19 protein-coding genes are annotated in these 24,630 nt (G+C 48.3%); 10 read left to right on the top strand and 9 right to left on the bottom strand.

All coding sequences use genetic code 11. The features are described from left to right. The first annotated feature begins 108 nt into the window (after positions 1 to 108). From mrdA to GGU45_RS11415, 6 genes are all read left to right on the top strand, one after another. Positions 109 to 2,241, top strand: coding sequence for a penicillin-binding protein 2 (gene mrdA / locus GGU45_RS11440; RefSeq protein WP_435224827.1), 2,133 nt, complete (start codon positions 109 to 111; stop codon positions 2,239 to 2,241). Next, entirely contained in the window at positions 2,238 to 3,581 is a 1,344-nt protein-coding gene (gene rodA, locus GGU45_RS11435) for a rod shape-determining protein RodA (RefSeq protein WP_435224825.1), read from the top strand. The genes mrdA and rodA overlap by 4 nt, the downstream gene beginning before the upstream one ends. A gap of 351 nt (positions 3,582 to 3,932) precedes the next feature. Next, the gene (locus GGU45_RS11430) at positions 3,933 to 4,418 is read left to right on the top strand and encodes an RNA polymerase sigma factor (RefSeq protein ID WP_435224823.1); all 486 of its coding nucleotides are present in this window, start codon (positions 3,933 to 3,935) and stop codon (positions 4,416 to 4,418) included. A 2-nt stretch (positions 4,419 to 4,420) separates the two neighbouring features. Next, positions 4,421 to 5,437, top strand: coding sequence for an anti-sigma factor (locus tag GGU45_RS11425; protein ID WP_435224821.1), 1,017 nt, complete (start codon positions 4,421 to 4,423; stop codon positions 5,435 to 5,437). Positions 5,438 to 5,442: 5 nt separating this feature from the next. Beyond that, positions 5,443 to 6,324, top strand: a complete 882-nt coding sequence (locus GGU45_RS11420) for a hypothetical protein (RefSeq protein ID WP_435224819.1) — start codon at positions 5,443 to 5,445, stop codon at positions 6,322 to 6,324. A gap of 49 nt (positions 6,325 to 6,373) precedes the next feature. Beyond that, positions 6,374 to 7,240: an outer membrane beta-barrel protein gene (locus tag GGU45_RS11415; protein ID WP_435224817.1), complete on the top strand. Its 867-nt coding sequence runs from the start codon at positions 6,374 to 6,376 to the stop codon at positions 7,238 to 7,240. Between the two features lie 307 nt (positions 7,241 to 7,547). Here GGU45_RS11415 and GGU45_RS11410 read toward each other — a convergent pair whose 3' ends face one another. The 3 genes from GGU45_RS11410 to GGU45_RS11400 form a co-directional block, all read right to left on the bottom strand. Next, a complete protein-coding gene (locus GGU45_RS11410; RefSeq protein ID WP_435224815.1) occupies positions 7,548 to 8,144 on the bottom strand; it encodes a hypothetical protein in 597 nt (198 codons plus the stop codon). A gap of 52 nt (positions 8,145 to 8,196) precedes the next feature. Beyond that, the gene (locus tag GGU45_RS11405) at positions 8,197 to 9,357 is read right to left on the bottom strand and encodes a DUF3298 and DUF4163 domain-containing protein (RefSeq protein WP_435224813.1); all 1,161 of its coding nucleotides are present in this window, start codon (positions 9,355 to 9,357) and stop codon (positions 8,197 to 8,199) included. A 164-nt stretch (positions 9,358 to 9,521) separates the two neighbouring features. Continuing rightward, positions 9,522 to 10,265, bottom strand: a complete 744-nt coding sequence (locus GGU45_RS11400) for a glucosamine-6-phosphate deaminase (protein ID WP_435224812.1) — start codon at positions 10,263 to 10,265, stop codon at positions 9,522 to 9,524. 316 nt (positions 10,266 to 10,581) lie between these two features. Here GGU45_RS11400 and nagA point away from each other — a divergent pair, with 316 nt between their 5' ends. Further along, a complete protein-coding gene (nagA, locus tag GGU45_RS11395; RefSeq protein WP_435224810.1) occupies positions 10,582 to 11,787 on the top strand; it encodes an N-acetylglucosamine-6-phosphate deacetylase in 1,206 nt (401 codons plus the stop codon). Positions 11,788 to 12,201: 414 nt separating this feature from the next. Here the strand turns inward: nagA and GGU45_RS11390 are convergent, their stop codons facing one another. Further along, the gene (locus GGU45_RS11390) at positions 12,202 to 13,236 is read right to left on the bottom strand and encodes a LacI family DNA-binding transcriptional regulator (RefSeq protein ID WP_435224808.1); all 1,035 of its coding nucleotides are present in this window, start codon (positions 13,234 to 13,236) and stop codon (positions 12,202 to 12,204) included. A gap of 85 nt (positions 13,237 to 13,321) precedes the next feature. Here GGU45_RS11390 and GGU45_RS11385 point away from each other — a divergent pair, with 85 nt between their 5' ends. After that, positions 13,322 to 15,349, top strand: coding sequence for a TonB-dependent receptor plug domain-containing protein (locus tag GGU45_RS11385; RefSeq protein WP_435224805.1), 2,028 nt, complete (start codon positions 13,322 to 13,324; stop codon positions 15,347 to 15,349). On the opposite strand, the gene GGU45_RS11380 is transcribed toward GGU45_RS11385, so the two are convergent. The 4 genes from GGU45_RS11380 to GGU45_RS11365 form a co-directional block, all read right to left on the bottom strand. Continuing rightward, positions 15,346 to 15,723 (bottom strand): TM2 domain-containing protein, encoded by a 378-nt coding sequence (locus tag GGU45_RS11380; RefSeq protein WP_435224803.1) that lies wholly within the window; start codon positions 15,721 to 15,723, stop codon positions 15,346 to 15,348. The genes GGU45_RS11385 and GGU45_RS11380 overlap by 4 nt on opposite strands. Then, a complete protein-coding gene (locus tag GGU45_RS11375; RefSeq protein WP_435224801.1) occupies positions 15,683 to 16,009 on the bottom strand; it encodes a DUF2752 domain-containing protein in 327 nt (108 codons plus the stop codon). Before GGU45_RS11375 ends, GGU45_RS11380 begins: the two co-directional genes overlap by 41 nt. A gap of 395 nt (positions 16,010 to 16,404) precedes the next feature. Next, positions 16,405 to 17,682: an ABC transporter permease gene (locus GGU45_RS11370; protein WP_435224799.1), complete on the bottom strand. Its 1,278-nt coding sequence runs from the start codon at positions 17,680 to 17,682 to the stop codon at positions 16,405 to 16,407. 6 nt (positions 17,683 to 17,688) lie between these two features. Beyond that, the gene (locus GGU45_RS11365) at positions 17,689 to 18,624 is read right to left on the bottom strand and encodes an ABC transporter ATP-binding protein (RefSeq protein WP_435224797.1); all 936 of its coding nucleotides are present in this window, start codon (positions 18,622 to 18,624) and stop codon (positions 17,689 to 17,691) included. Between the two features lie 248 nt (positions 18,625 to 18,872). Between GGU45_RS11365 and GGU45_RS11360 the strand changes: the two genes are divergently transcribed. Beyond that, positions 18,873 to 19,862, top strand: a complete 990-nt coding sequence (locus GGU45_RS11360; RefSeq protein ID WP_435224795.1) for a zinc dependent phospholipase C family protein — start codon at positions 18,873 to 18,875, stop codon at positions 19,860 to 19,862. 531 nt (positions 19,863 to 20,393) lie between these two features. Then, on the top strand, positions 20,394 to 20,987 hold the full coding sequence (pncA, locus tag GGU45_RS11355; RefSeq protein WP_435224794.1) for a bifunctional nicotinamidase/pyrazinamidase: 594 nt from the start codon (positions 20,394 to 20,396) through the stop codon (positions 20,985 to 20,987). A 106-nt stretch (positions 20,988 to 21,093) separates the two neighbouring features. Here the strand turns inward: pncA and GGU45_RS11350 are convergent, their stop codons facing one another. Continuing rightward, positions 21,094 to 24,414, bottom strand: a complete 3,321-nt coding sequence (locus GGU45_RS11350) for a ThuA domain-containing protein (RefSeq protein WP_435224793.1) — start codon at positions 24,412 to 24,414, stop codon at positions 21,094 to 21,096. Positions 24,415 to 24,630: the final 216 nt, after the last annotated feature.

Genomic DNA, 24,630 nt, shown 5'->3' with positions numbered 1-24,630 from the left:
GCGTTCAGCATTCTGCTCAAATCAGAAATCTCAAATCAGAAATCGTAAATCCTTGGTGTTTTGCACTATTTTTGATCTTTCATTACAAAATTTCCCTCAGGTTTTATTATGTCGGTGTTTAACAAGTCGAGAAGTTATATTATACGGATTATTTTCCTGTCCGTATTTATTATCATTATTGCGCAGCTGGTCAACCTGCAGCTGGTGAGCAATAAATACCTGGAGCTGGCCAAGAATAACGCGGTTTTTCAGAAGATCGTTTACCCTGAACGAGGCATTATATTTGATCGCAACGGCAAGGCTGTGCTCAACAATACGATCATGTTTGACCTGATGGTGACTCCGGCAGAGGTAAAAAACTTTGATACGACCTCCTTTTGCAACCTGATGCAGATCGATACTGCCGAATTCAGAACGCGGATTATTAACGCCATTGTTAAAAATTCGAGGGTAAGACCTTCTATTTTTCACTCCCTGCTCACGCCCGAAATGCAGGCCCGCTTTGAAGAGAATAGCTGGCGGTTCCCCGGCTTTGTGCTGCAGCAGCGTCCGGTGCGCACCTATCCTTATAATGTGGGCGCACATATATTGGGTTATATCAGCGAGGTGGATGGAAAAGATATTGAACGTTCCGGTAATTTTTACCGCATGGGCGATTATGTTGGAAAGAACGGGCTGGAGTATTCTTATGAACGGGTGCTGATGGGCCAGCGGGGGGTTCAGTACATGATTAAGGATAATAAGAACCGTTTGGTAGGGCATTATGAGAATGGGGAGTTTGATACCACAGCGATAGCCGGCAGGGGATTGAAGACCCACCTGGATGTGGAATTGCAGGTGCTGGCCGAAAAATTACTGGCCAATAAAGTAGGTTCTGTAGTGGCGCTGGATCCCAAAACCGGTGGTATCCTTGCAATGGCATCGGGGCCGGTATTTGACCCCAATGACCTTACAGGTCCCGATAAAAATAAGAACTATCAACGGCTGATATTGAATGTACGGGCGCCCTTGTTAAACAGGGGCATTAAAGGACGGTATCCCCCTGGTTCAACCTTTAAGCCTCTGGGTGGACTGGTAGCATTGGACGAGGGAGTTATCACCCCATCTTACGGGTATCCCTGTCCGGGCCGGTATTATGGCTGCGGGGCTGGCAAACCGGCCTGTACGCACTCCGGTGGCGGGCACGCGGCTAACCTCCGTCTCGCCATCGCCAATTCCTGCAACTCCTACTTTGTACAGGTATACCGTATGGCGGTTGATAACCCCAGGGCAGGCGGTCTGCGCAAGGGATTTGAGGGATGGATGGATTATATGCACAAGTTTGGCCTGGGGGTACGCCTGGGGGTAGACCTGCCCAGCGAAGACAAAGGAAATATTCCAACGGTAGCGGTTTATGATAAAGAATATAGAGGCTCCTGGAATTCCTGTACCAACCTTACCCTGGGCATTGGGCAGGATAAAATGCTGGCCACACCGCTGCAGCTGGCGAATGCCATGTGCATCATCGGCAACAAGGGATCTTATTATACGCCTCATTTTGTAGACAGTATTGATGGGGAAACCGCTGCCGATGCGCCGATCCTGGCGAGATACCGGGAGAAGCATGAGGTGTTGACGCATATTTCCGACACCGCTTATAATGCCATTATCAATGGAATGAATGATGTGGTAACACGCGGCACAGCAAGGGTGGCCATGATCCCCGGTATTGATGTATGTGCTAAAACAGGTACGGCAGAAAACTATACGATCCTGGATCACCGGCGCATCAAATTAAAAGATAACTCCATGTTTGTCTGTTTTGCGCCGAAAGACAATCCCAAAATAGCCATCGCAGTGGCAGTGGAAAACGCCGGTTATGGCGCCACTTGGGCGGGCCCTATCGCAAGGATCCTGATGGAAAAATTCCTGCTGGACAGCTTAACCAATAAAAGCAAGGCCGATCTGGAGCGCATCTCCAATACCAACCTGATGCCTTCCTATTACGACCGGCTGCAGTATATAACCGACTCCACCCGCGCAGAACAATGGGCAAAGATCCGTAAGGATAGTACCGGGCTGCGCCGTTACCTTAGGGGCGGCGGTCAAAAAGCAGCACCCAAAAAGGATTCGGCGCAAACCGGTGGCAACCGCAAGCCGGAGCCGAAACCGGAGCCTAAAAAGCCATCGGCATTGATCGTTTTTTTGACAGAGGATCGCAAATACACCCGACCAGTTACCGTTTTTGACGAATTTATATGAGCCAGAAAAAAGCTGAAATATCCAAAGGAGTAGATTATATACTTATTATAGTATACCTGTTACTGGTAAGTATCGGTCTGATGGCCATCTTTGGGGTTACCTATACAGACGGAGATCCGCTGGTGCAAAGCTTTATCGGTTATAAAACGGATTACAGCAAACAATTTTATTTTGCCTGCTTATCGTTGGTTTTAGGTCTTTTTATTTTGCTTACCGATAGTAAATTCTTCCCGGCAACGGCCAATTTGTGGTATGCAGGGGGCATCCTGCTGCTGTTACTGGTATTCCCTTTTCACTCTTCTGTAAAAGGAACCGAATCCATCATAAAATTGGGAGGCTTTCAGTTTCAGCCCGCTGAATTTTGTAAGGTAACCGTAGCCCTCGCCCTGGCCAAATACCTCTCTAACCCCGAACTGGATTTTTCCAAAACCCGGTCGCAGCTGATTGCCACGGCCATTGTAATGGCGCCCGCGGTGCTGACCATCTTTCAGAAGGAAACAGGACTGGCGCTGGTATTTTGTTCCTTCTTTTTTGTCATGTACCGCGAGGGGCTGCCGGCCATTATCCTGGTTATCGGTTTTGCCATCGCCTCCCTGGTGGTAGCTACGCTGCTGCTGGATAAAAACCTGCTGGCCATCATTCTTACGGTTATTGCCATCCTGGTGGTATTGTTCAGCCTCCGCCAGATCAGGAGAGACAAGGCCGTGCTGGTTAAGATCATTCTTATTTGGGTATTATGCGTGGGGATCCAGCGGTTTGGGGTGCCCTTCCTTTTTGAGCATGTGCTGGGCAAACACCAGGTAGAGCGTATTTATAGCACCATCGGGCGGGAGATTCCCCAGGAGTATCTGAAGGGCAATATGGGCGAAATTGACACCAAAACGGGAAAGCAGCACAACACGGCCGATTATAACGTAAAGCAATCAAAAATTGCAGTGGGAAGCGGCGGCCTCTATGGAAAAGGATTGCTGAGCGGTACGCAAACACGCTATGGTTTTGTACCCGAGCAGCGGACCGATTTTATTTTTGATACCATCGGGGAGGGGTTTGGATTTGTGGGAAGTGTAGCGTTGCTGGGCTTATATATCCTGCTTTTGTTCCGGATCATCCGGATCGCGGAGCGTCAGCGCAGCACGTTTAGCCGGTGTTATGCTTATGGTGTGGCATCGGTATTCTTTTTTCATATAGCGGTAAATGTGGCCATGACCATCGGGCTGGCCCCGGTTATTGGTATTCCCCTGCCCCTGATCAGCTACGGGGGCACATCCCTGCTAACCTTTACTATATTGCTGTTTATCCTTATCCGGCTGGATGCCGACCGGCAAATGGTGTTGCGGTAGGCCCGGAGACCAGTTCCAAAGTTCAAAGTTTCAGGTTTAAAGTTCCAGGTTTCAAGTTTCATGTTTGCATGCCTGAAAGCTGAACGCATGTTCCAGGTTTGAGTTTAAAGCCCGCCCGGCTGAATGCCGTTCGGACGGGTTTCACGTCTAAAGTTTGTGTGTTTTCATGCTCTGCGAACCTTCGGCATTGCCTATTGACATCGCTTAGATCCAGTTCCAGGACCGGTGCCCATTTTTCACATTCCCATATTTTCAAATTTTCACATTTTCGTGTAACTTTTCCTTTCCTGATCCGTATTACTTATAAACCGGTTTAAAAAGATAAATAACTACAACCCTGCTACAGGATCTATGACGGATAAGGAATATAACGAATGTGTGAAGATGTATGCTGATAATGTGTACCGGTTTATTTTGAAAAACCTGAAACATGCGGCAAATGCGGAAGATGTGGTGCAATCCTCCTTTCAGGCACTATGGGAGCAGCGTACGGAGGTAGATTACGATCGTTCCAAATCGCTGCTGTTTACCATTGCCTACCGGAAAATGATCGACCATATCCGTAAGTATAAAAGAATGGTTTATGAAGAATCGATGGGGAATTATGACCGGGGTATGGAGCAGGGCAACCGCCACCTGAAAGAAGTATTGAACCGGGCCCTGGAGCGGCTGGATGATACGAAGCGCTCCCTGGTCTTATTAAAGGACTATGAAGGGTATAGTTATGAAGAGATCGGTGGAATAACGGGCCTGTCGGCCAGCCAGGTAAAAGTGTACCTGCACCGGGCAAGGCTGCAGCTAAAAGATTATCTGGTCAAAATTGAAAACGTATTATAACCATGCAGGAAAAGATAAATCGGGATAATTGTGAAACATATTTTCTTTTATATGTGGATCATGAGCTGAACAACGCAGCGCGCGCGGCGGTGGAGCAATTCCTGCAGCAACACCCGGATATGAAGCCCCTGATGGAAGCATTGATCCGTACCCGGCAGGCTGCTGATTCCATGATTGTTTTTCCGGACCGGTCAAAATTGTTATTTGGCACAGCGCCGGTTACAGATGAGGAACTGTTGTCTTATATTGATGGGGAAGCGGTTTCAGAAGCGGCGCTGGACCAACTGAAAGATCCGTCTCCGGAACTGGCCAAACGTCTGCAGGCGTTTGAAAGCACCCGGTCCAAACCAGAGATGCAAATTGTTTTCCCGGATAAGGCCCTACTGTACAGGACTCCAAAGCTGGTAGCCATCAGAAAATGGGGAATGGTTGCCGCCGCAGCGGTAGTGGTCATAGCAATGGGCGCCGGGGCTTGGATGCTGGGGCAGCAAAAAAGGGCGGGCCTGGCAGTGGCTGGTCCTTCTGCAGGTGCCGCCGGACAAACAGCAATAGCCCGCGTTACTCCGCAAGCAGTTGCTGCCGATACCGTGCCGGCCGCCGGTGAAGGAGATACAAAAATGGGCATAGCCGCCGATATACCAGCCGCAGATTCCGGGGCTGATCCTGTAACAGCGAAAAAGGAAACTAAGACGACCAATCCGGCGCCATTGCCGGCGGTTGCCCGGCAACCATCGATAGCTCCCCGGCAGCCGGCACCGGTTGCCGGCAAAACCGATGTACCGCTGCAACCGGAGACCCGGCCAGCCATTGCAAAACAGGACCTCACCCCGCCGGCTATAGCGGAGCCGGACCCGCTGACACAGCAGGCCGTTGCCGTAGCCAGTGATGAAAAGCAACCCAAAACGAAAAAATCCTTATTTAAAAAATTAACCCGGCACATTGAAGAGCGGGTAGCTGAAACGCTTACCGGTAACGAAGGCCAGGTAACGATTGCCGGGTTTGCGGTTAACGTAAAATAAAAACAATGAAAACGATAAGAATAATTGTATGTATTACAATTTTGATGGCCCCCTTTTGCCTGTGGGCGCAGCGTAAAGCGAAAATTGACACCACCGAAATAACAGTGAAAGTGATCTCAAAGAGCAGCAAGGATTCTGTGATCATCAGCGGTAGCGGGCAGCCCTGGGTGAAAGCTACGCGGGTAAAAAATGTGAGCACCAGTTGGTTCGGCATCGATCTGGGTTTTGTGAATTTTGTGGATAATACCGTTTATACGGATGCTGCCACACAGGCCTTTGCGCCGGGAAGCAATGAATCCTGGCTGGATCTGAGAAGCGGTAAGTCGGTAAATGTAAATATATGGCTGCTCTCACAAAAGATCAACCTGGTAAAGCATGTGGTTCATTTCAAATACTCCCTGGGGCTGGAACTGAATAATTACAGGTTTAAAAACCCCGTTCGGTTCAATTCAAAGCCGGGTACGGAAGCCGCCATACCTGCCGTAGTGTATATGGATGAAACTCCGGGGCGCAGTTACCGGAAAAACAAACTGGCGGCCGATTATCTTACCCTGCCGGTGATGCTGAATTTTACCATCCCCACAAAGAACCGGAGGGAGGTGGAGGTGAGCCGTAAGAATGTACGGGTGAAAGCCAGTAAGGAATTTGGCTTCAGTGCAGGTGTCAGCGCGGGCTATTTATATGCGGCACGAAACAAGTACATTAATGGAGATGAAGGAAAACATAAATTGAAGGACGATTTTGGTTTAAACCCATGGAAGATTGCTTATGTGGGAGAAGTGAACCTTGGCTACCTGGGTGTATATGGATCATTTGCTACCAAAAGTATGTTTAAACAGGGGCTGGATCTTACTCCCTATATTATTGGCGTGCGCTTAGGTTTATAGTTTTATAAACAAGTTCTTTCCTATCTTTAACCGCTATAATAAACCAGCAATGCAACGGATTCAAAGGACTTTACTGCTGATCTTTCTGGCGGTGGCTGTGGCTACCACTGCCGCGCAGGGGCAACAGGATACACTTGTTATCAATGGCATTACCGTTATCAGGGATAATAAACCGGTGGAGCCGGAACCAAAGAAAAGGCTCTTTAAAGGTTTCAACACAAAGAAGAACCTTAGAAATATAGCAACGGAATGGGGCATGATCGATATCGGGATGTCGAACTTCACGGATGCTACAGACTACGCCAGTGCCGGAGCGCAGGAATATGCACCCGGCGGCAATGAACAATGGTTTGCCGGCCGGTATTTTAAATCGCGCAATATTAATATCTGGCTGGTAACGCAGCGCTACAACCTGGTACGGCATTTTGTAAACCTGCAATATGGACTGGGCCTGGAGTTGAACAACTATTGGTTTAAGAACCCGGTACGGTTCAATCCCCGGCCGGCAACGGATATTGCCCATCCTCCTATTGCTTCCATCGATGAAACACCGGGCCGCAGCTACCGGAAAAACAAATTGGCGGCTGACTATATAACGGTACCGCTGATGTTGAATTTTAATCTTACCCCCAACCGGTTGTATCCCTTTGAGTTAAGCACCGGTATTAGCGTGGGGTATTTATACGCTTCGCGAAATAAAACTATTAGCTCCGATGGGGGAAAACAGAAGGCCAAGGGCGATTTTGACCTGGATCCCTGGAAGCTGTCTTATGTAGGCGATATAACATTGGGGGTGGTTACCTTATATGGGTCCTATGCATTTAAAAGTATGTATAAGCGCGGACTGGATCATACGCCCTATAACTTTGGCATCCGGTTGCGGCCGGCAGATTTTTTTGGGAAGATCCAGAATTAGGAATACGTTGTTTCTGGTTTTCCTGAGAATCGGGATAAAGTTCAAGGTTTAAAGTTTCAGGTCGGGCTCTGTTTTTATACAGGATGCCCGGTTTCTACCATGCGCTTTGATTGGTTGAAGGTAGTTGAAGATTGTTGAATACCGGGATCGGGGTTTTCTATTGCTTATTTTTGATTTGTCATTGCCTCTTCACCATTGCCCGTTGCCCGTTTCACAGATTGAAAATCCCCATCGGAGCGAAGAATACGGAGTTGTAACGGACTGCCATTTCCATATTTCCACATTTTCAAATCTTCAAATTTTGTAATCACTGCATATCCACGTACACGATCCGGAAGCGGTTCTTCATCCCCGTTGTTTTTTTCAGTATCCAGATGCCGGCTGCGGAAACAGCTGCAGCAATTCCCAAACGGGTGAGATTGGACCCTTTAAAAACGGGTTCGCCGGACCGGAGGCCATTAATGATGTTGAGTGCGTCATAGCCAAAACCTCCAATGGCCATCAATCCGCCAAGCGGTACCAATACACTTTTCCGGCCCCTGGTTTTTGACACGTAAACCATCCGGATCTGCTGGTAATGAAATGGCACAATATCTGTCTGAATGGTATCGGTGATCACATAACCCAGAATATTCTGATACCGGGAGGTTTTATAAAAAGCAATAAAAACAGAATCCCGCGCAATGCGGGCTATCGGGCCTTCATAGGTAAAACCATCTGTAGCAATAAACCGGATGTCCATACCTGTATAAAAGTTAAGTACGGTTACTCCTGTACTCTTTCGTATGGAAATATAATCACTCATCCTGGAAGCGGAAGGAGCGGGACGGGCAGCACTATCAGATTGGGCCGAGATCTTCAGCGCAAACAGCAGGCAGCAAAATACTGTAAGCAGTTTTACCATTGGCGCTAAGATACTATCAATTTTTTTTGCTATTTGTTAAAGAAAGCTAATTTTAGATACCCATCCGTTTTGCAAACGCCGGCTGCAGCCAGGGCTTAAGATCGGTGTAGGGCACCCAAATGTCAATCAGGCCAAAGGCATAGGCGGCTACTTCATAAGGCTGGTAAATAAACCCGATACCACCGCTGGTAAAATAAAAATTATCCGTCAGGGCCAGCCGGTCATCAAAAAGGACTTCTGTTAGCGGTTTGCCATCTGCAATTTTATACAGGGCTCTGAAATGGCGTTCCAGCAGGGGCTGCAGGCTGGCAGAATCAATGGTAAGCACATCGCCAGGCGTCAGCTCCTTTTGTTGCTCCATATCCAGGCATAGCATGGTTTGCCCGTACATCCCGTGCGCTCCGCCGGTGTAGGCATAGTTGCCCACGCTAAGCACCGCATAACCATTATTGTTGTATACCAGGTTGGAACTGATCTGTTGATCGTAGTGCATCATGGACACCGGCACTTCATCTCCCCTGCTCTTCATGGTATCCACATCATCCCGGAAGTTTTCGATAAAGCTTCTTCCAAACTGTGTCATGGCTGTTTGGAGCGATGTAGAATCGGGTGCCTGCGCAGCCAGTATGTTTTTCTTTATCAAGCCGGTAAACCAGCGTTTGGGAGCATCTGCAGCCTGAGGCTCCAGTAGTACAAGACTGGTAAAGGCGGAGGGCGTGTCTTTTTTGAAGCCCGTAAGCCGCATCGAATCCAGGTAGCCAACGGGTATAAAAGCAGCGCCGCTTTTTGAAGCCAGCAATTGCACGGGCTGGGGATTATTCTTGCCCATCCATTTAAGCCCTGTTACCCGGTCCGGTTGAATCACGAGGTGCAGCCGGGGGTCATGGCCATACCGGCTATCGCCGCTGGTGCGTGGAGCAAATTCTATAAAAAACAAACTGTCGCTTTTGAGCAGGCTGTCTTTTTGAAACAGCAGGTCCATGATCTGCCCATCATTGTAGGTATAATTGACATCATAGCTGCCTCCAAACTTCACCACCTGCATGGTAACAGGCCGTTCGCCAATGGTTCCCTGGTATTGCATGTAGTAATGGTCCGGGTTTTGCGTTGCCGTAACAGCATCTCCTGGTCCGGCATTGCTTTTTTTATTGTTTTGCTTGCAGCTGAATAATAGTGCCGGAGCAAAGAGGATCAGAAGGAAAGTCTTTTTCATGCTTATTTATTTTGTAGAAACCCCGCACAAAATTAAAACATCGGGAGTATTATTTTACATTTCCTGAAGCCCTTATGAAAGAAGGGGCTTTTATAGCGGACGGGATCACTTTTTTATCCCCGATGTATCGGAGCCCGGTATACCTGGCGCCGGCAGGGTTTGCTTTATTGATGTCCGGACGCCAGCAGGGAGGCCGCCTGCCGGTCCAGGTATATTCCGCAGGAAGGATGTAGCTGTAAAATGCTGGCCGGGTATAACGGGTTTACCGGTTGCTCAACACTGTCCTTAACAGCCCGTGCCTTTCGACGATCAGGTACTGAGCAAATGATATGGCGGGACTTCATGATCTGCTTTACCGACATGCTGATGGCCTGCTGCGGTACATCCTCCACCGTAGCAAACCAGCCTTCGCCCATTTGCTGCCTGCGACATTTCTCATCCAGGGTTACAATAAGATAGGGATCCCCGGTATCAAAGTTGGCCGGTGGGTCATTAAAAGCCAGGTGGCCGTTCTCGCCGATGCCTGTAAGTGCTACATCAATGTGGTATGGGAGGATATGCTCACTGAGGCGCCGGCGTTCCGTTTCTGCATCATTTTCCCCGTTTATCAGGTAACAGGCCTTTAAAGGGGCTACTTTGTCGAGGAATCGTTCTTTAAGATATTTTCTGAAGCTTGCCGGATGGGTAATGGGCAGCCCGATGTATTCATCCAGGTGAAACATGACCACTTTATTCCAGTCGATATTTGCCACAATAAGCCGCTCCAGCGTCTGAAACTGGCTGGTACCCGTGGCAAGGATAATGTTGGCCGTTCCGGTTTCGGAAATGGCACCCCGGATAAGATCAGCGGCCTGTTTCCCGGCTGCTTGCCCTAGTTCCGTTGGATCTTCCTTAATGATCAGTTCCATAGTGGATTCCATTTAATGATGCGGTGATGAAACATCATGCAATCAAAATTACCATTAACAATGAGGAATGAAACCAGGAGGCACATAAAATACCGGTAACGTTACCGGTTATTTATCCTCTTTAAAAAGAGAAGACGCATCAATAATCAATAACTTAGCTACAGCGGTTTATGCCGGCCTGACCCCAACGATCCATATAAAAAAATACAAAGGCAGCGGCGGCTGCGCTTATCAGAAAACGGATGGGTGTTTTACCGGTATTGACCCTGGTGTTTTTTGTTATCGGCTTTAAAGAAATGGTCGTAAATTCAACTAAATGGAACGTTATCTGAAGATCATCAATGCCTGTATTCTTACGCCTCACCGGGTTATTAAGGAAGGTACGTTAATTGCAAGCGAGGGGCGTATTGTGTATATAGGCCAGCAGAACCGGGAGCTGGAGGATGCCCTGGAAATTGATGCACAGGGCGCCTACCTGGCTCCGGGATTTATAGACCTGCATGTGCATGGCGGGGGCGGGCATGATTTTATGGACGCTACCGGGGAGGCATTTCTTAAAATTGCGGCAACGCATGCACAGTATGGAACCACGGCCCTATATCCCACTACGCTCACCGCCGAAAAAAGCGACCTGCTGAAAACACTGGATGTTTTTGAAAGTGTACAGAAGCAAGACAATTACGGAGCACAGTTAATGGGCATGCACCTGGAAGGCCCTTATTTTGCCATGAACCAGCGCGGTGCCCAGGATCCGCGTTATATCCGTAACCCCGATCCTGAAGAATATAAAGAAGTAATTGCTTATTCCCGGTCCATCAGGCGCTGGAGCGCAGCCCCCGAGCTGGATGGTGCGCTTGAGCTGGGGCATTACCTGCGGTCAAAGAACATTTTACCGGCCATTGCACATACCGATGCGGTATATGAAGAAGTGGTCAAAGCGTTTGAGGGCGGGTATACACTGGCCACCCATTTTTATTCGGGAATGTCGGGCGTTTCAAGGAAGAATGGGTACCGTTATGCCGGTGTTATTGAAAGCGGTTACCTTATAGATGCCATGGATGTGGAAGTGATTGCCGATGGTATCCACCTGCCGGCGCCCTTGCTGAAGCTGATCGTTAAGATCAAAGGGGCCGATCGTATAGCGCTGATCACAGACGCCATGCGCGCCGCAGGTATGCCGGAAGGGGAAAGTATGCTGGGCGACAGGGAAAACGGGCTGAAGGTAATGGTAGATAAAGGCGTGGCCTGGCTGCCGGACCGGAGCGCTTTTGCAGGCAGTGTGGCTACGGCCAGCCGGCTGGTGCGCAATATGATTGATTTGGCAGAAGTACCCCTGGCAGATGCAGTTCGTATGATAACGGCTACACCGGCGCGCATTATGGGTATTGATCAGCAAAAAGGTGCGCTTGTACCCGGGAAGGACGCCGATCTTGTGCTGTTTGATGAGAATATAAATATCAGTAAAACGATCATCGGAGGGCGGGTTGTTTATAGCCGGGAAGGGGGTACTGCTAAGGGATAAGAAATGAACAGAGTTGCTATAAAAAACGGTTCTTTAATAACAGGCCGGAAAATATAAAATATTAAACCAATGGATATTGAACCTTTAAACGAATATTGCGCCGTCAGGCGCATTGTGTTTATAGGAAAAAGCATGATTATATAAATTGGGCTCCGTCAGGAGCCGCGTAACCGGCAATTTTAATAACACGGGGCTCCTACAGAGCCCGATTCCCCACCCATATACCAACTATAAACACAGTGCACCTACGGTGCAAGTATTGGAATTTAGATGCGTTTGCCCTGGGGTTCCCCGATCTGTCGGTTGGAAATGGCAACAGAGGAACAGGGGTACTTAACGACATTGATTCTCCATTGAATATTTTACATGAATACTTTGCAGAGAATAAAAAATAGACGGATTGTCTCTAAAATATCAACAATTGATTCCTTGCTCCGTATAACGCCGGGTAGACTCCCGCTCAATCAGCCTGCCGGGAAGCACCACTTCTTCCGCAATAAAATTCCGTTTGCTAATATGTTTTAGAAGGAGCTCACAGCTTTTTTTGCCAATTTCAAAAGCCGGCTCCGCAATAGTGGAAAGCGTTGGCGACACAACGGTGCATGCGGGGTCATTCGTAAAACCAATAATGCCCACTTGTTCCCCAACTTTAATACCTTTTTTCTTTAGGGCCATGATGGCACCAATGGCTTTGCGGTCGTTGGCGGCAAAAATGGCATCGGGGTGTTTTTCCCGTTTTAGTAATTCAAGCGTATCGGCTTCGCCGTTTTCCTGCGAAAAACCGGAGTGAATAATCCAGTCTTCGTTTACCGGAAGGCCGTGTTTGGCCAGGGCATCCAAAAACCCTTTTTTACGTTTGCGGGAAAAGCTTAAACCTTCCGGCCCCCCGATATGCGCTATTTTACGGTATCCCCTTTTAATTAAATGTTCCACGGCCTCAAAGGCGCCATTGTAATCGTCCTGCATCACTTTTGAGGTTTTGATGGCGTCCGGAACCCGGTCAAAAAATACGATGGGCACACCGCTATCGATCACCTGCTGAAAATGGGTGCAGGCATCAGAATCCGAAGAAACGGCAACCAGCAATCCGTCCAGGTTGGATGCCGCCAGGTTTTTTATAATGGAAAGTTCCCGCTCCGGCGAATCATTGGTGATGTGGAGCATGATGTTGTAATCCTGCTGGTAGGCCACTTCCTGTATACCCGTAATGACGGTTGAAAAATAATAATTGGCTACAAAGGGCAGAATGACCGCCAGGTTGTGTGAACTGCGGTTTACCAGCCCGGTGGCATTAAAATTAGGCCGGTAATTGAGTGCCTGCGCCATTGCCAGAACCTGTTCCCTTGTTTCGCGGTTTACATCATACGTGTCTCGTAACGCGCGGGAAACTGTTGAAACGGAAATGTTCAGCTTTTTAGCAATATCTTTTATGGTTATAAACCGGCTCATGAAAATGCTTTACCGGACAGCAAAAGTCCATCGGGTGAAGATACCGATCTTTTTTTGTTTGCCTGAAAAGTTGCATTTTTATAGCGTGAGGTATTTAATTTTTGTATTCTTTTTACTAAACCTGCCGGATGCGGCTGCGCAGGAAAGCGACTCTGTTAAAACAATAGCGCCTGTTACCGTGCAGGCTTTTCAACAAAAAAAAGAGGGTGCAACGGCAGTAGTGCACCGGGTAACCTATGAGCCGCCTTCCAGTAAGGGGTCGCTGGTTACTGCCCTGAACACGATAGCAGGTGTGCGTATGGAAGAGCGTTCCCCGGGGAGCTACCGTATCAACATCCGGGGCAGTTCGCTGCGCTCGCCTTTTGGTGTCAGAAACGTAAAAGTATATTGGGGAGGCATCCCGCTTACGGACCCCGGCGGCAATACCTATTTTAACCAGCTGGCATTTAATAATTTTAATTCGATTACCGTTTTTAAAGGCCCGGCTTCGAGCATGTATGGCGCCGGCACCGGCGGGCTGATCCTTACAGAGCCCAAAACCGAAACGAAAAGCGGCTTGGGCTTGGAGTATTTTACTGGTAACTACAATGCCCGCCATATCCTGGCGGACGGCAACTGGAAAAAAGATAATTATATTAATACGGTCACCTATGCGCACGATCAGTCGGATGGATACCGCGCGCAGTCGGCCATGCAGCGGAATAATTTTAGTTGGAATACGCGAATGAAATGGAACGGCCGGGAGCTGATGGCATCCGTTCTTTTTTCCGATTTGTACTACCAGACACCGGGTGCATTAACGCTGAAAGAGTACCGGCAGGATCCGCGGGCTGCACGTCCTAAGGCGGGAGCCTTTCCGGGCGCAGAACAGGTTAACGCGGCCATCTGGCAAAAAAACATTACCGCAGGTGTAACGCATAAACAAAAATTTGGCATTTACTGGAGCAATACCACAACGGGTTATGGTTCTTATGCACTGGTTAAAAACAGCGCGGTACGCAATTTTGAGCAGCGTATGGAACCGCATTTTGGCGGACGCACGGTTTTTGATTTTGAAAAGAAGTGGGGGCCGTACAACCTTCAATGGAGCACGGGTGCGGAGGCGCAGCAGGGCTATTCAGCCATCCGGGTATCAGATAATAAAAATGGTAAACCAGATACCCTTCAAACGGATGACGATGTAACCATTGGTACCTACAGTATTTTTACTCAGGGTATGCTTTCCTGGAAAAGCTGGAGCTATACGGCTGGTATAAGCCTGAACCGTAGCCGGCTGGTGTTCTCCCGCCTGAACGAATACCCGGTTACCGAACAGGTGTTCCGCTATAATAATGAAATGGCCCCAAGGTTCACCGTGCTGAAAAAGTTTGAGGTGGCAGACCTGTTGGCTACGGTGTCCCGGGGCTTTTCTCCACCTACGGTTGCAGAGGTATTGCCCTCTACTACCATTATTAACCCCGATCTGAAGGCAGAACATGGATGGAACTATGAGCTAACGGCAAAGAAAGCGTTGCTAAACGGGCAACTGCGCCTGGAGGCTACCGGCTTCTATTTTAACCTGAGCCAGGCCCTGGTACAGCGCCGTGACTCCTCCGGCGCCGATTATTTTACCAATGCAGGGCGCATCCGGCAGAAGGGACTGGAGCTATACGCAAACTATACCCATTTTTTTGAAACAGGTATGGCGGATTATTTCACGGCGGAGGCGAACTATGCGCACAGCCATTTCAAATACATCGATTTTTTAAGAACAACGCAAAACTATTCCGGCAATTGGGTGCCGGGTGTGCCCATGAATACATGGAACGCCCAGCTGGACCTGGTGTTGAAGCGGGGCATCTATACTGACGTGAATTATTATACGGCTTCTTCCGTTTTTTTAAATGATGCTAATGGAGAAAAAGCGCCGGCTTATCACCTGCTGGGTGTAAAACTGGGTTACAGGAGGCAGGTGCATGCGGTGCAGGTGAATATATATGCGGGCGCAGACAACCTGCTAAATGAAACCTACAGCCTGGGTAATGATATTAACGCTGCCGGCGGCCGCTATTACAATGCCGCGCCCCTTCGGAACTATTACCTGGGCGCCGCCATACGCCTGCAAAAAAATTAAAAGTTACGGGGCTGGTTAAAGACAGCTGTTACCAATGCTGCTGTTTCGTAGCCCTGCTTTGTATTGTAGCGGGTGGTAAGGGAGTTGATATTAATGATGTCTACGATGGTGCCAATCAGGCATAATCCGCCGGTAAGCAGATAAACGATACCCAGGGCAATATCGCCGGTAATCAGCCGGTGAATGCCGGCAACCCCCACAAATCCCAGCAGGGACAACAGCAGCAATTCCTGGCGCGACTTTCGCCGCCGCTGGTACAGCATCAGGAATTGTTCCTGCTGCTGCGCACTCATTTCCCGGGTAATATTGAGGATCATTACCAATTCATCATATTCAATATCCGGGATGACCCGTAATACCTGTTCCTGGTTCATAATTATTGTATTTGTTGGTTGTGGGTAGCGATTTGATGATTTGCCAGATTAATGCAGCGGTAGCCGGTATGCCAAGCGGGTGCTCCTTCCAGGCAGCGCCAAAATTAAGATGCAACGTGTAATGGATGGAGTGCCCGATGCCGCATCCCGGGCACCAGCTAATGCCTAAAGCTTTAAAGGGGCAAAGAGAAAAAGAACTGTTTGTATTCATAAAAAATAACAGGATCAACGCCCCGGTCCAGGTGAACGCTTCTCCGTATTTTATGATGAATAACCGCAGGTTCATGGAACAAATCTACAAAACTCTGGCGCTGTTTGTAAAACCGATATCGGTGAGCGGAAGCCAAACGGCGGTTAACCGGTAAGTTGAGAGGGGGAATTTCTGATTTCTGATTTCTGACAAACTTACTAATATACGAATACCCCCCTTAATGGTCCAACTTTAAACCTGGAACCTGGAACTTTAAACCTACAAAGACCCCGGTTAATACTGAACATCAAATGTCAAACCTCAAATTAAAAAACGAAGACTCCGTCAATACCCGGCTCTTATTTCCACATTTTCACATCTTCAAATTAATACGAAAACTCCGTCAATATCCGGATCTCATTTGCACATTTTCAAATCTTCAAATTGATACGAAGACCTGTTGATGGTCCAACTTTAAACCTGAAACAAAATTACTTCCGTACCGCCCAGCGGATCATTTCCTTCCAGGTTGGTTTTTTGCCATACATCAGGATACCGGTCCGGTAAATTTTTCCGGCAAACCAGGTCACAAACAGGAAGGACGCTACCAGTACCGCCATACTTAAGACCAGTTGCCAGTAGGGCACGGTGCCGGGTATGCCATAGGGAATGCGGGCCATCATGACCAATGGAGATGTAAAGGGGATAATGCTGCCCCAAACCGCCAGCTGGCCGCCGGGATCCTTAGCTGCGGCCATCATAATGAAAAACCCGAAAATAATAATCATAGTAATTGGAAAGCTCAGCGATTGCGCCTCCCGCATATCTTCATTTACGGTGCTGCCCACTGCTGCATAAATGGAGGAGTAAAAGAAAAAGCCTCCCAGGAAATAAAAGACAAAAAGAGACAGGATCACGGGCACGTTGGTGTTGGTGAACAGGCTCTGCACGCCGCCGATCATCCCGCTTACCGAACTGTTGTTGAGCGCACCGGAACCCGCCCTGGTGGCATTGTAGATAATAAAAATAAAAGCGATCCAAAGCAGGAACTGGGTTAACGCTACGCAGGCAATACCAATGATCTTACCAATCATCAGCTGAAATGGTTTTACAGAAGATACAATGATCTCCGCAATGCGGTTGGTCTTTTCCTCCATAACGCCCATCATTACCTGGGCCCCGTAAATGATCAGTATAAAATAGATCAGAAATCCGGATACAAAGCCGATCCCGTAGGCCAGGGAGGCGTCTGTGGCTTTATGCTCCGTGTTTTCTGATTTGATCTGCAACTTGCTTTGGGTTAACAGTTGCTGTTTTACCGTATCGATCCCGAGGTCCTCATATTTGATCTCGTTCCAAATGACATTCAGTTTGGATTGCACATCCGGTATGGTGCCCAGGGTTCTCTTCGACCGTACCACGAGGTTGTCGGGGGTATGGGCCACCATTGTGTTGGCGGGTATTACCAGGTAACCATCAAACCCTTTTTGATCAAAGGTCTTACTAAGCACTTCGGGATCTTCCTGCAGCAAGGTTAATGTACTGTTTGGGAAATCTTTATTGGCTTTGCTGATACGCTGGGGGGTGAAGCTTCCCGATGAATCAATGACTGCGATGTTCAGTTTTGTACCTGCCTTTTCAGACAGATAGGAAGTGCCAAAAATCAATCCAAGGTAAAGCAGGGGGAACAGCAACGTTGTAATAATAAATGTTTTTTTTCGGACCCTGCTGAGGTACTCGCGTTGTATGATTAAGGAAATCTTGTTCATGGGAAATTAATCTTGGAGCGTTTGAAATTGACGGGCCGATGGCGTACCCTCTACCTTGCGGATAAATATATCATTGAGGGAGGGCAAGATCTCGTTAAAAGAATCGATATGGGCGCCTTGTGTTAAAAAATGAGAAAGCACCTGGTTATTGCTTACCTCCGGGTGTTTTTGAAGAACGAGCCCATGGGTACTTGTTTGCTTTATTTCAAATAAGCCGGTGGGGTCGGTTGGGGGAGGAGGAGAAGCGAACGTAATATGATAGAGGAATTCTTTAAATTCCTGTTTTATGCCTTGTACGGTGCCATCCAGTATTTTTTGCCCTTTATTTACAAGGATGATATGATCACAGATCTCCTCTACCTGCTCCATCCGGTGTGTACTGAAGATAATGGTGGAGCCGTTTTTTGCAAGGTTAAAAATCTCGTCCTTAATAAGATTGCTGTTAACGGGGTCTAAACCGCTGAAGGGTTCATCCAGGATGATCAGTTTGGGCTGATGCAGCACGGTAATCACAAATTGCAGTTTTTGCTGCATCCCTTTAGAAAGGTCCTCCACTTTTTTGTTCCACCAGGAATCCATTTCCAGTTTGGCAAACCAGGTTCTTAAGCTTTCGGTGGCGTCTTTTTTCTTCAGCCCTTTCAACTGTGCGAGATACAAAGCTTGCTCTCCGATCTTCATTTTCTTATAAAGGCCCCGCTCTTCGGGCATGTACCCGATCTTTCCGATATCGTTAACGGGGTCAAAAGTCTTCCCCTCAAGGGTAATGGTTCCGGCATCGGGATAAAAGATCCCGGTGATCATGCGGATCAGCGTGGTCTTCCCGGCGCCGTTTGGGCCCAACAAACCAAAAATTTGTCCCTGAGATATGGTGAAACTGACATCATCTACCGCTTTTTGCGTAGCAAAGTATTTTTTAAGATGAGCAACCTGCAGTAAGTCCATATATATGCTTTAGTAGTGTAAATATACTTCGTCCTTGCTCAGGTAAAGGCAAATTGATCACTTTTTTATCCATAATGTCCTTGCTGGTGATGCGTGCCGGCTCCGCGTGCCGGAAAAATACCAGCTAACGTAAGATGCCGGCGGCGTTTTTCCAACGCCTGGCGGGGCGCAGAGGCCGCAACTGCACCGCGGTTGTTTATGAATGGCTTTGAAGATTTTACCGCACCTTTACAGCATTATTCTAAAATATGAAGAAGAACAAACTGATCGGGATACTGTTGATAGCAATGATGGCCGGGCTCAGTAGCTGGGGATTTCTCGTGCACCGTACCGTAAATCAGCTGGCCGTTTACGGATTGCCCAAAAAAATGCAGGCTTTTTTTTATACGCATATCGACAGCCTGGTGCTTAATGCCCCGCGGCCGGATCAGCGCCGGAATGTAGACCCTGCCGAGGGAAATAAGCATTTCCTGGATGGGGAATATTATGGCAATAATGCTTTTGACCTGGTTCCGCACAAATGGGAAGATGCGGTAGCAAAATATACGGAGGATACCCTGATGAAATATGGCACCCTGCCCTATGTGGTGGTGGAAACGCAGCAAAAACTGACCGAAGCATTCCGCAGGAGGGATAAGGACAGTATTATTTTTTATGCCACGGACCTGGGACACTATATCGGCGATGCGCATGTACCCCTGCATACCTCCATCAACTACGACGGGCAACTAACCAATCAGCGGGGACTGCATGATCTTTGGGAAACCTCCGTGCCCGAAGCAGAGCTGGCGGGGTTTACCATCGAAAGCCGGCATAAAGCGCAGTACCTGCCCTCCGTTGAAAATGCTATATGGAGCATTATGAAACATACGCATTTCCTGTTGCCGGCCATGTTTGCAGCAGAGAAAGAAGTGTCCAAGAGCTTTACTGACACTTCGCGGAAATACCGCTGGGAGTTTCGCTGGGGAAAGAACAGGCGGTTTTATTCCAAAGAATTTGCGGTGGCCTTTAATAAAGCATTAAAAGGTTCTATTGAAGGACAGCTGATCCGCAGCGCCAATGCCTTGTCCGATTTCTGGTACACTGCATGGGTAAATGCCGGCCGGCCCAACCTGAGCAGCCTGGTAACAGAGCCCTATAAAAAGAAACAGTTTCGCGGGGAGCGTAAAGCATACCATAACAATCAGCTGATCAAAAAGGGCTGGCTGATCAGTAATAGTTTCCGGACAAGGGATTAAGGTTTTGTTTCAGGTTTCAGGTTTCAAGTTCCAGGTCTCAGGTTAGATCCGGTTTTTCTGAAAGAGTTGAACATGGTTGAATATTGTTGAAGGTGGTTGAACTGGTTGAAGGTGGCTAAAAAGCCGGATCCGGTTTATCGTTGGATGCGCCAAACCCAATACCCTTCCCGGTTTTACGTCTTCGGGGCTCAACATCTGGCTTAAGGAAATGGTATTGAATAGTCAATGGTTCATAGTCAATGGTTCATAGTCAATGGTCAATAGTCAATGGTCGATGGTCGGTGGTCAATAGTTCATGGAGTATAAAGCGGATCCAACCTGGAACTTGAAACCTTAAACTTTGAACAGCTTTCAGCTATAAGCCCCGACTCCCGAGCCCAACGCGGGAACCAACCTGAAACCTGAAACTTGAAACTTTATCCCGATTCTCGGGAAACCTGAAACCCGCTCTTAAATAAACGGCATTGATTCCCCTATCCTCACATTCTCAAATTCCAACGCTCTATCCTATCTTTCCGAAAATAACATATTATGAAATGCCTGATCATTGTAGATATGCAGTATGATTTTTTACCCGGCGGCGCTTTGCCCGTGGCCGGAGGAAATGATCTGATCCCGGTGATCAACCGGTTGCAGCCGGAGTATGAGCTGGTGGTGGCTACACAGGATTGGCATCCGGCGGATCACAAGAGCTTTGCGACACAACATCCGGGAAAGAAGGCTTTTGATCTAATTGCGTGGAGGGGCGGAGACCAGCGCCTGTGGCCGGATCATTGTGTGCAGGGAACACCCGGTGCAGAGCTGCACCGCGATATCGATCAAAACAGGATTGAAGCGATCTTCCGCAAGGGTATGGACCCGGAAATTGACAGCTACAGCGGTTTTTATGATAACAGACATTTGAGATCCACCGGCATGGGCGATTACCTGAAAGGGAGGGGTGTTGACGAAGTACATGTATGCGGGCTGGCAGCTGATTTCTGTGTTTATTTTACGGCGCTGGACGCCCTGGAGCTGGGATTCAAAGCGGCGATTGCACAACAGGCCACACTGCCGATCGACGCGGTACGGTATGAACAGCTAAAGCAGCAGTTTCAGGAACGTAGCGGGTCGTTCGGATCATAAGGACTCAGCGCTCTGTGACCCGTCCGGGATGAGGGGTGGTCACAGAGCGCTGCAATCCCTTTTGGGGCATACTGCTCTATCGCTTAAAATAGTTTCAGGTTCCTGCTTATTTGCTATTAAACTGCGCCCACTTTATACTGTTATGGATTTCATCCTCGGTTCTGTAAATAAAATACAGGGTATGGAACTGACCATCCGTTATTTCTTTAACGGGAATATGCACAATGGTCTCTTTCGGGTCTTTTGCGACTGCCGGTACGGGTTTGCTGCCTAACAATACCCCGTTGGAGGCATCCAGCCGCACTTCAAGAACCGGCGTTGTTCCCGTGGCTTCCTGCTGGATGCAGGCTATATTAAGAGCGCGTACACCTGTTAGGTCAATCTCCTTTAATGCCAGCCCTCCTTTTGCCGTTTTTTCGGCGTTGCGGAATGACCGGGTATTGCTTTTTAATAAAAGGGTACTGGTGCCCGTAAGCGATTTGATCTGATTGCCACCTTTATCGGAATAACTGGCAGATAGGACGAGCACACGGTTAGGCTTAGTATCTATTGGCGGTACAATAGTGCCCGAGGCAGGCAATGATTTTTTTATAGCACTCAGGTCGCTTAATGACAATATCCAGGTAACGATCTGGTGAACGTCATCTGTTGTAAGGGTGGGGTGGGCCGACATGGCCGTTTCGCCCCATACACCGCTGCCGCCTTTTATTATTTTTTCGGTAAGGTAGTTTACGGCGCCGGGGTCCTTGCTGTATTTGGCAGCCACCTGTTCAAATGAGGGGCCTATTGATTTTTCTGTTTCCTTATGACAGGCTTTGCAATCCAGCGACAACATGATGTTTTTTCCGCTCACACCTGCCTGGCCCTGCTGATGTCCCATGGAAGCGCCTGCTTTGTCGAACCCTTCGGTGAAATCGGAGGAGACAAAGAGACTGGCCGGGTCAAAAGCTGCGGTATCTTTTGGATCGGTTGCCGTTATTTTATAGTGCAACGGTACCCCGGGCATGTAAAAGGACCGGTTTCCGCCGGTAATAGCGATGTTTACCACCGGTGTTTCATTCCCTGCATAAATACTTATGGCATCGCTTTTGGTAACAGCGCCTTTATCATCTTTTATTTCAACCATTATTTTAAAGTCGCCCGCTTTGGTATAAGTATACGTTAGCCCGGCGGTATCGGTTTCTTTACGGGTGCCATCTCCCATGATCCAGGTATACGTTATTTTGTCGTTATCCGGGTCTTTGGCCTTTACAGATACGTTAACGGCAAAAGGCAGTATGCCGGTTGTTTTATCTACCGTAACGGAGTCAATGGCCGGCGCTCTGTTGCCGCCGTTGAAATTGATCCTGGCCAGGCCGGCGTCCGGGTTTTTAGAGAACCAGCCCGATCCGTATTCAAGCAGGTATAGCCTGCCATCGGGCCCTACTTCCATATCGATCAGCGAGTTCACTTTAACCGCACTGGCGAAAGGTTCCATCTTGTCAAAATCGCCGTTGGGCAGCATGGTTACCGCCTTCATCCATCCGCGGATCCAGTCATAAATGATGAGCTTCCCGTTGTAGTAATCCGGTAGCCTGGTTTCCTTGGGAAACATATTCGTATAATATACAGGGCCAGCCATAGCATTCCTGCCGCCTGATCCTACCTGCGGAAAGTCGGGGGAGGCTGCATAAGGATACCAGATAAATGCAGGTTGGGCCGGTGGCAATATGCTTAACCCCGTGTTGTTTCTCGAAGCGTTAACGGGATGTGCGGGGTCAAAATTGTCCCCGCTTTGCCCGGTACTGTAATCATATTTCCTGTAGGCGTAATTATTACCCACAAACAGCGGCCATCCAAAATAGCCGGCCTTGCGCGCCTGGTTTATTTCATCATAGCCACGGGGTCCGCGTTCTTTAAAATTGTCTGAGCCAGCATCTGGCCCCACCTCGCCCCAGTATAAAAAGCCGGTTTTCTGGTCTACAGAAATACGGTAGGGGTTCCGGTTGCCCATTACATAAATTTCGGGTCTTGTCTTTTCCGTTCCTTTGGGAAAAAGATTGCCATCGGGAATTTCATAGCTGCCATCGGGGTTTACCTTTATGCGGAGGATTTTTCCGCGGAGGTCGTTGGTATTACCGCTGGATCTTCCTGCATCGTATTGCTGGTGACCCGGTATATCATTCATTGGGCTATATCCGTTATTAACGAACTTTACGCCCGGTTCATCAAATGGGGTAGCATTATCACCTGATGAAACATAAAGCAGTCCATCCGGGCCAAATGCGATGGATCCGCCGGTATGACAGCAGATATCTCTTTGGGATTTTACTTCAAGGATCACTTTTTCGGTAGCCGCATCGAGCGTGTCATTTTTAAAGGTGAACCGGGAAAGTCTGTTCACCGCACTGTCTGCGGGGCTATAGTAGATATACACCCAGTTGTTTTTGGCAAAGTCCGGATCCTTTTGCAGTCCAAGCATACCTTCTTCTGCGTTAACGCCGGGTACATCCGTTTTGTAGTAAACATTTAAAAAGCCAACCTGTGTTACTTTTTGGGTAGCGCTCTTGTACAACATGATCTCTCCCCGCCGTTGTATAACCAGTACGTCAAAATTGGGTAGGATCGTCATTTCCGTTGGCTCAAAAAAAGTACCCTGTGATAGCTGCTCTTTGGAGAACCGGTCGTCATCGGGAGGCATTTGGGTTGTGGCCTTTGAGTAGTTCAGCTTTTTATTATCGCCGATTGCATACCGGATGCCGCCTAAAATATGTTGCAGGTATAAGGTATCTGAGAACGACTCCGGCGTATGCCCCAATTCGGTATAGAACGCCCTTCCGCCATCAAATGCGTGATACCAGGCAATGGGATGCGCTGCACCGTTCTTGCCGCCCTGATAACTTTTTTCATCGATGGTCAGGATCACGTTTACGGATTTGCTCATCTTTTTGAAGTTGTAAAACTCATCGGTTTTTTTCCATTGCAGCGGCAGGTGGCGGGTTGCGATATTGGTGCTGTCCTTTACCTGCAGAACGCCGGGCTGCACATTAGGGAAACTATCAGTGATACCCGGATGATCCAGAAAATAGGCACCCGCTAACCTTCCATACCAGCCCCAGTCCGGTTCGCAATCCGTTGCCGCATGAATGCCCATGTAACCACCTCCTGCCTGTATATATCTTTCAAAAGCGGCTTCCTGCCGGTAGTTGAGCACATCCCCGGTGGTGCTGAGAAAAACAACAGCGGCATACTTTTTTAAACTGTCGTCAGTAAAGATCGTGGCATCTGTGGTGGTGTCCACATCGAAGTTATTGGTTACACCCAGCTTTTGAATGGCCGTATTTCCATCTGCAATGGATTCGTGGTGAAAGCCGGCAGTTTTGCTAAATACGAGTATTCTTGGCTTTCCGTTTTTTGCGGCACAGGATCCCAAAAGCAGCATAATCATGAAATAGCACAGACGTTTTAAAACGGATGAAGATGGATGCATAAAGATGAATATTGTTGATTTGATAAAACGGCTAACAGGTACACGAGGCATTACCCCGCCGGGAACAATACCGGGCATTCCTGCGCTGTTGGCAACAGGCCGGTCCTTGCGGCAGAGTGGGATCGGGTAAGAACGAGGCATCGGCAACCGTTATTTTAATGTTCTGGCAATAAA

The organism is Niabella hirudinis (genome assembly GCF_051201075.1).
Lineage (GTDB): Bacteria > Bacteroidota > Bacteroidia > Chitinophagales > Chitinophagaceae > Niabella > Niabella hirudinis.
This window is presented reverse-complemented; position numbering and strand designations above follow the sequence as displayed.

What these genes read in the sequence shown, in the direction of transcription:
- GGU45_RS11400 (WP_435224812.1), bottom strand. Translation starts at nt 10,265, where the DNA reads ATGGAACTGATCATTAAGGAAGATCCAACGGAACTAGGGCAAGCAGCC.
- GGU45_RS11425 (WP_435224821.1), top strand. Translation starts at nt 4,421, where the DNA reads ATGCAGGAAAAGATAAATCGGGATAATTGTGAAACATATTTTCTTTTA.
- GGU45_RS11390 (WP_435224808.1), bottom strand. Translation starts at nt 13,236, where the DNA reads ATGAGCCGGTTTATAACCATAAAAGATATTGCTAAAAAGCTGAACATT.
- GGU45_RS11410 (WP_435224815.1), bottom strand. Translation starts at nt 8,144, where the DNA reads ATGGTAAAACTGCTTACAGTATTTTGCTGCCTGCTGTTTGCGCTGAAG.
- GGU45_RS11380 (WP_435224803.1), bottom strand. Translation starts at nt 15,723, where the DNA reads ATGAACCAGGAACAGGTATTACGGGTCATCCCGGATATTGAATATGAT.
- GGU45_RS11350 (WP_435224793.1), bottom strand. Translation starts at nt 24,414, where the DNA reads ATGATTATGCTGCTTTTGGGATCCTGTGCCGCAAAAAACGGAAAGCCA.
- nagA (WP_435224810.1), top strand. Translation starts at nt 10,582, where the DNA reads ATGGAACGTTATCTGAAGATCATCAATGCCTGTATTCTTACGCCTCAC.
- GGU45_RS11405 (WP_435224813.1), bottom strand. Translation starts at nt 9,357, where the DNA reads ATGAAAAAGACTTTCCTTCTGATCCTCTTTGCTCCGGCACTATTATTC.
- GGU45_RS11370 (WP_435224799.1), bottom strand. Translation starts at nt 17,682, where the DNA reads ATGAACAAGATTTCCTTAATCATACAACGCGAGTACCTCAGCAGGGTC.
- GGU45_RS11420 (WP_435224819.1), top strand. Translation starts at nt 5,443, where the DNA reads ATGAAAACGATAAGAATAATTGTATGTATTACAATTTTGATGGCCCCC.
- GGU45_RS11375 (WP_435224801.1), bottom strand. Translation starts at nt 16,009, where the DNA reads ATGAACCTGCGGTTATTCATCATAAAATACGGAGAAGCGTTCACCTGG.
- mrdA (WP_435224827.1), top strand. Translation starts at nt 109, where the DNA reads ATGTCGGTGTTTAACAAGTCGAGAAGTTATATTATACGGATTATTTTC.
- GGU45_RS11360 (WP_435224795.1), top strand. Translation starts at nt 18,873, where the DNA reads ATGAAGAAGAACAAACTGATCGGGATACTGTTGATAGCAATGATGGCC.
- GGU45_RS11415 (WP_435224817.1), top strand. Translation starts at nt 6,374, where the DNA reads ATGCAACGGATTCAAAGGACTTTACTGCTGATCTTTCTGGCGGTGGCT.
- GGU45_RS11365 (WP_435224797.1), bottom strand. Translation starts at nt 18,624, where the DNA reads ATGGACTTACTGCAGGTTGCTCATCTTAAAAAATACTTTGCTACGCAA.
- GGU45_RS11430 (WP_435224823.1), top strand. Translation starts at nt 3,933, where the DNA reads ATGACGGATAAGGAATATAACGAATGTGTGAAGATGTATGCTGATAAT.
- pncA (WP_435224794.1), top strand. Translation starts at nt 20,394, where the DNA reads ATGAAATGCCTGATCATTGTAGATATGCAGTATGATTTTTTACCCGGC.
- rodA (WP_435224825.1), top strand. Translation starts at nt 2,238, where the DNA reads ATGAGCCAGAAAAAAGCTGAAATATCCAAAGGAGTAGATTATATACTT.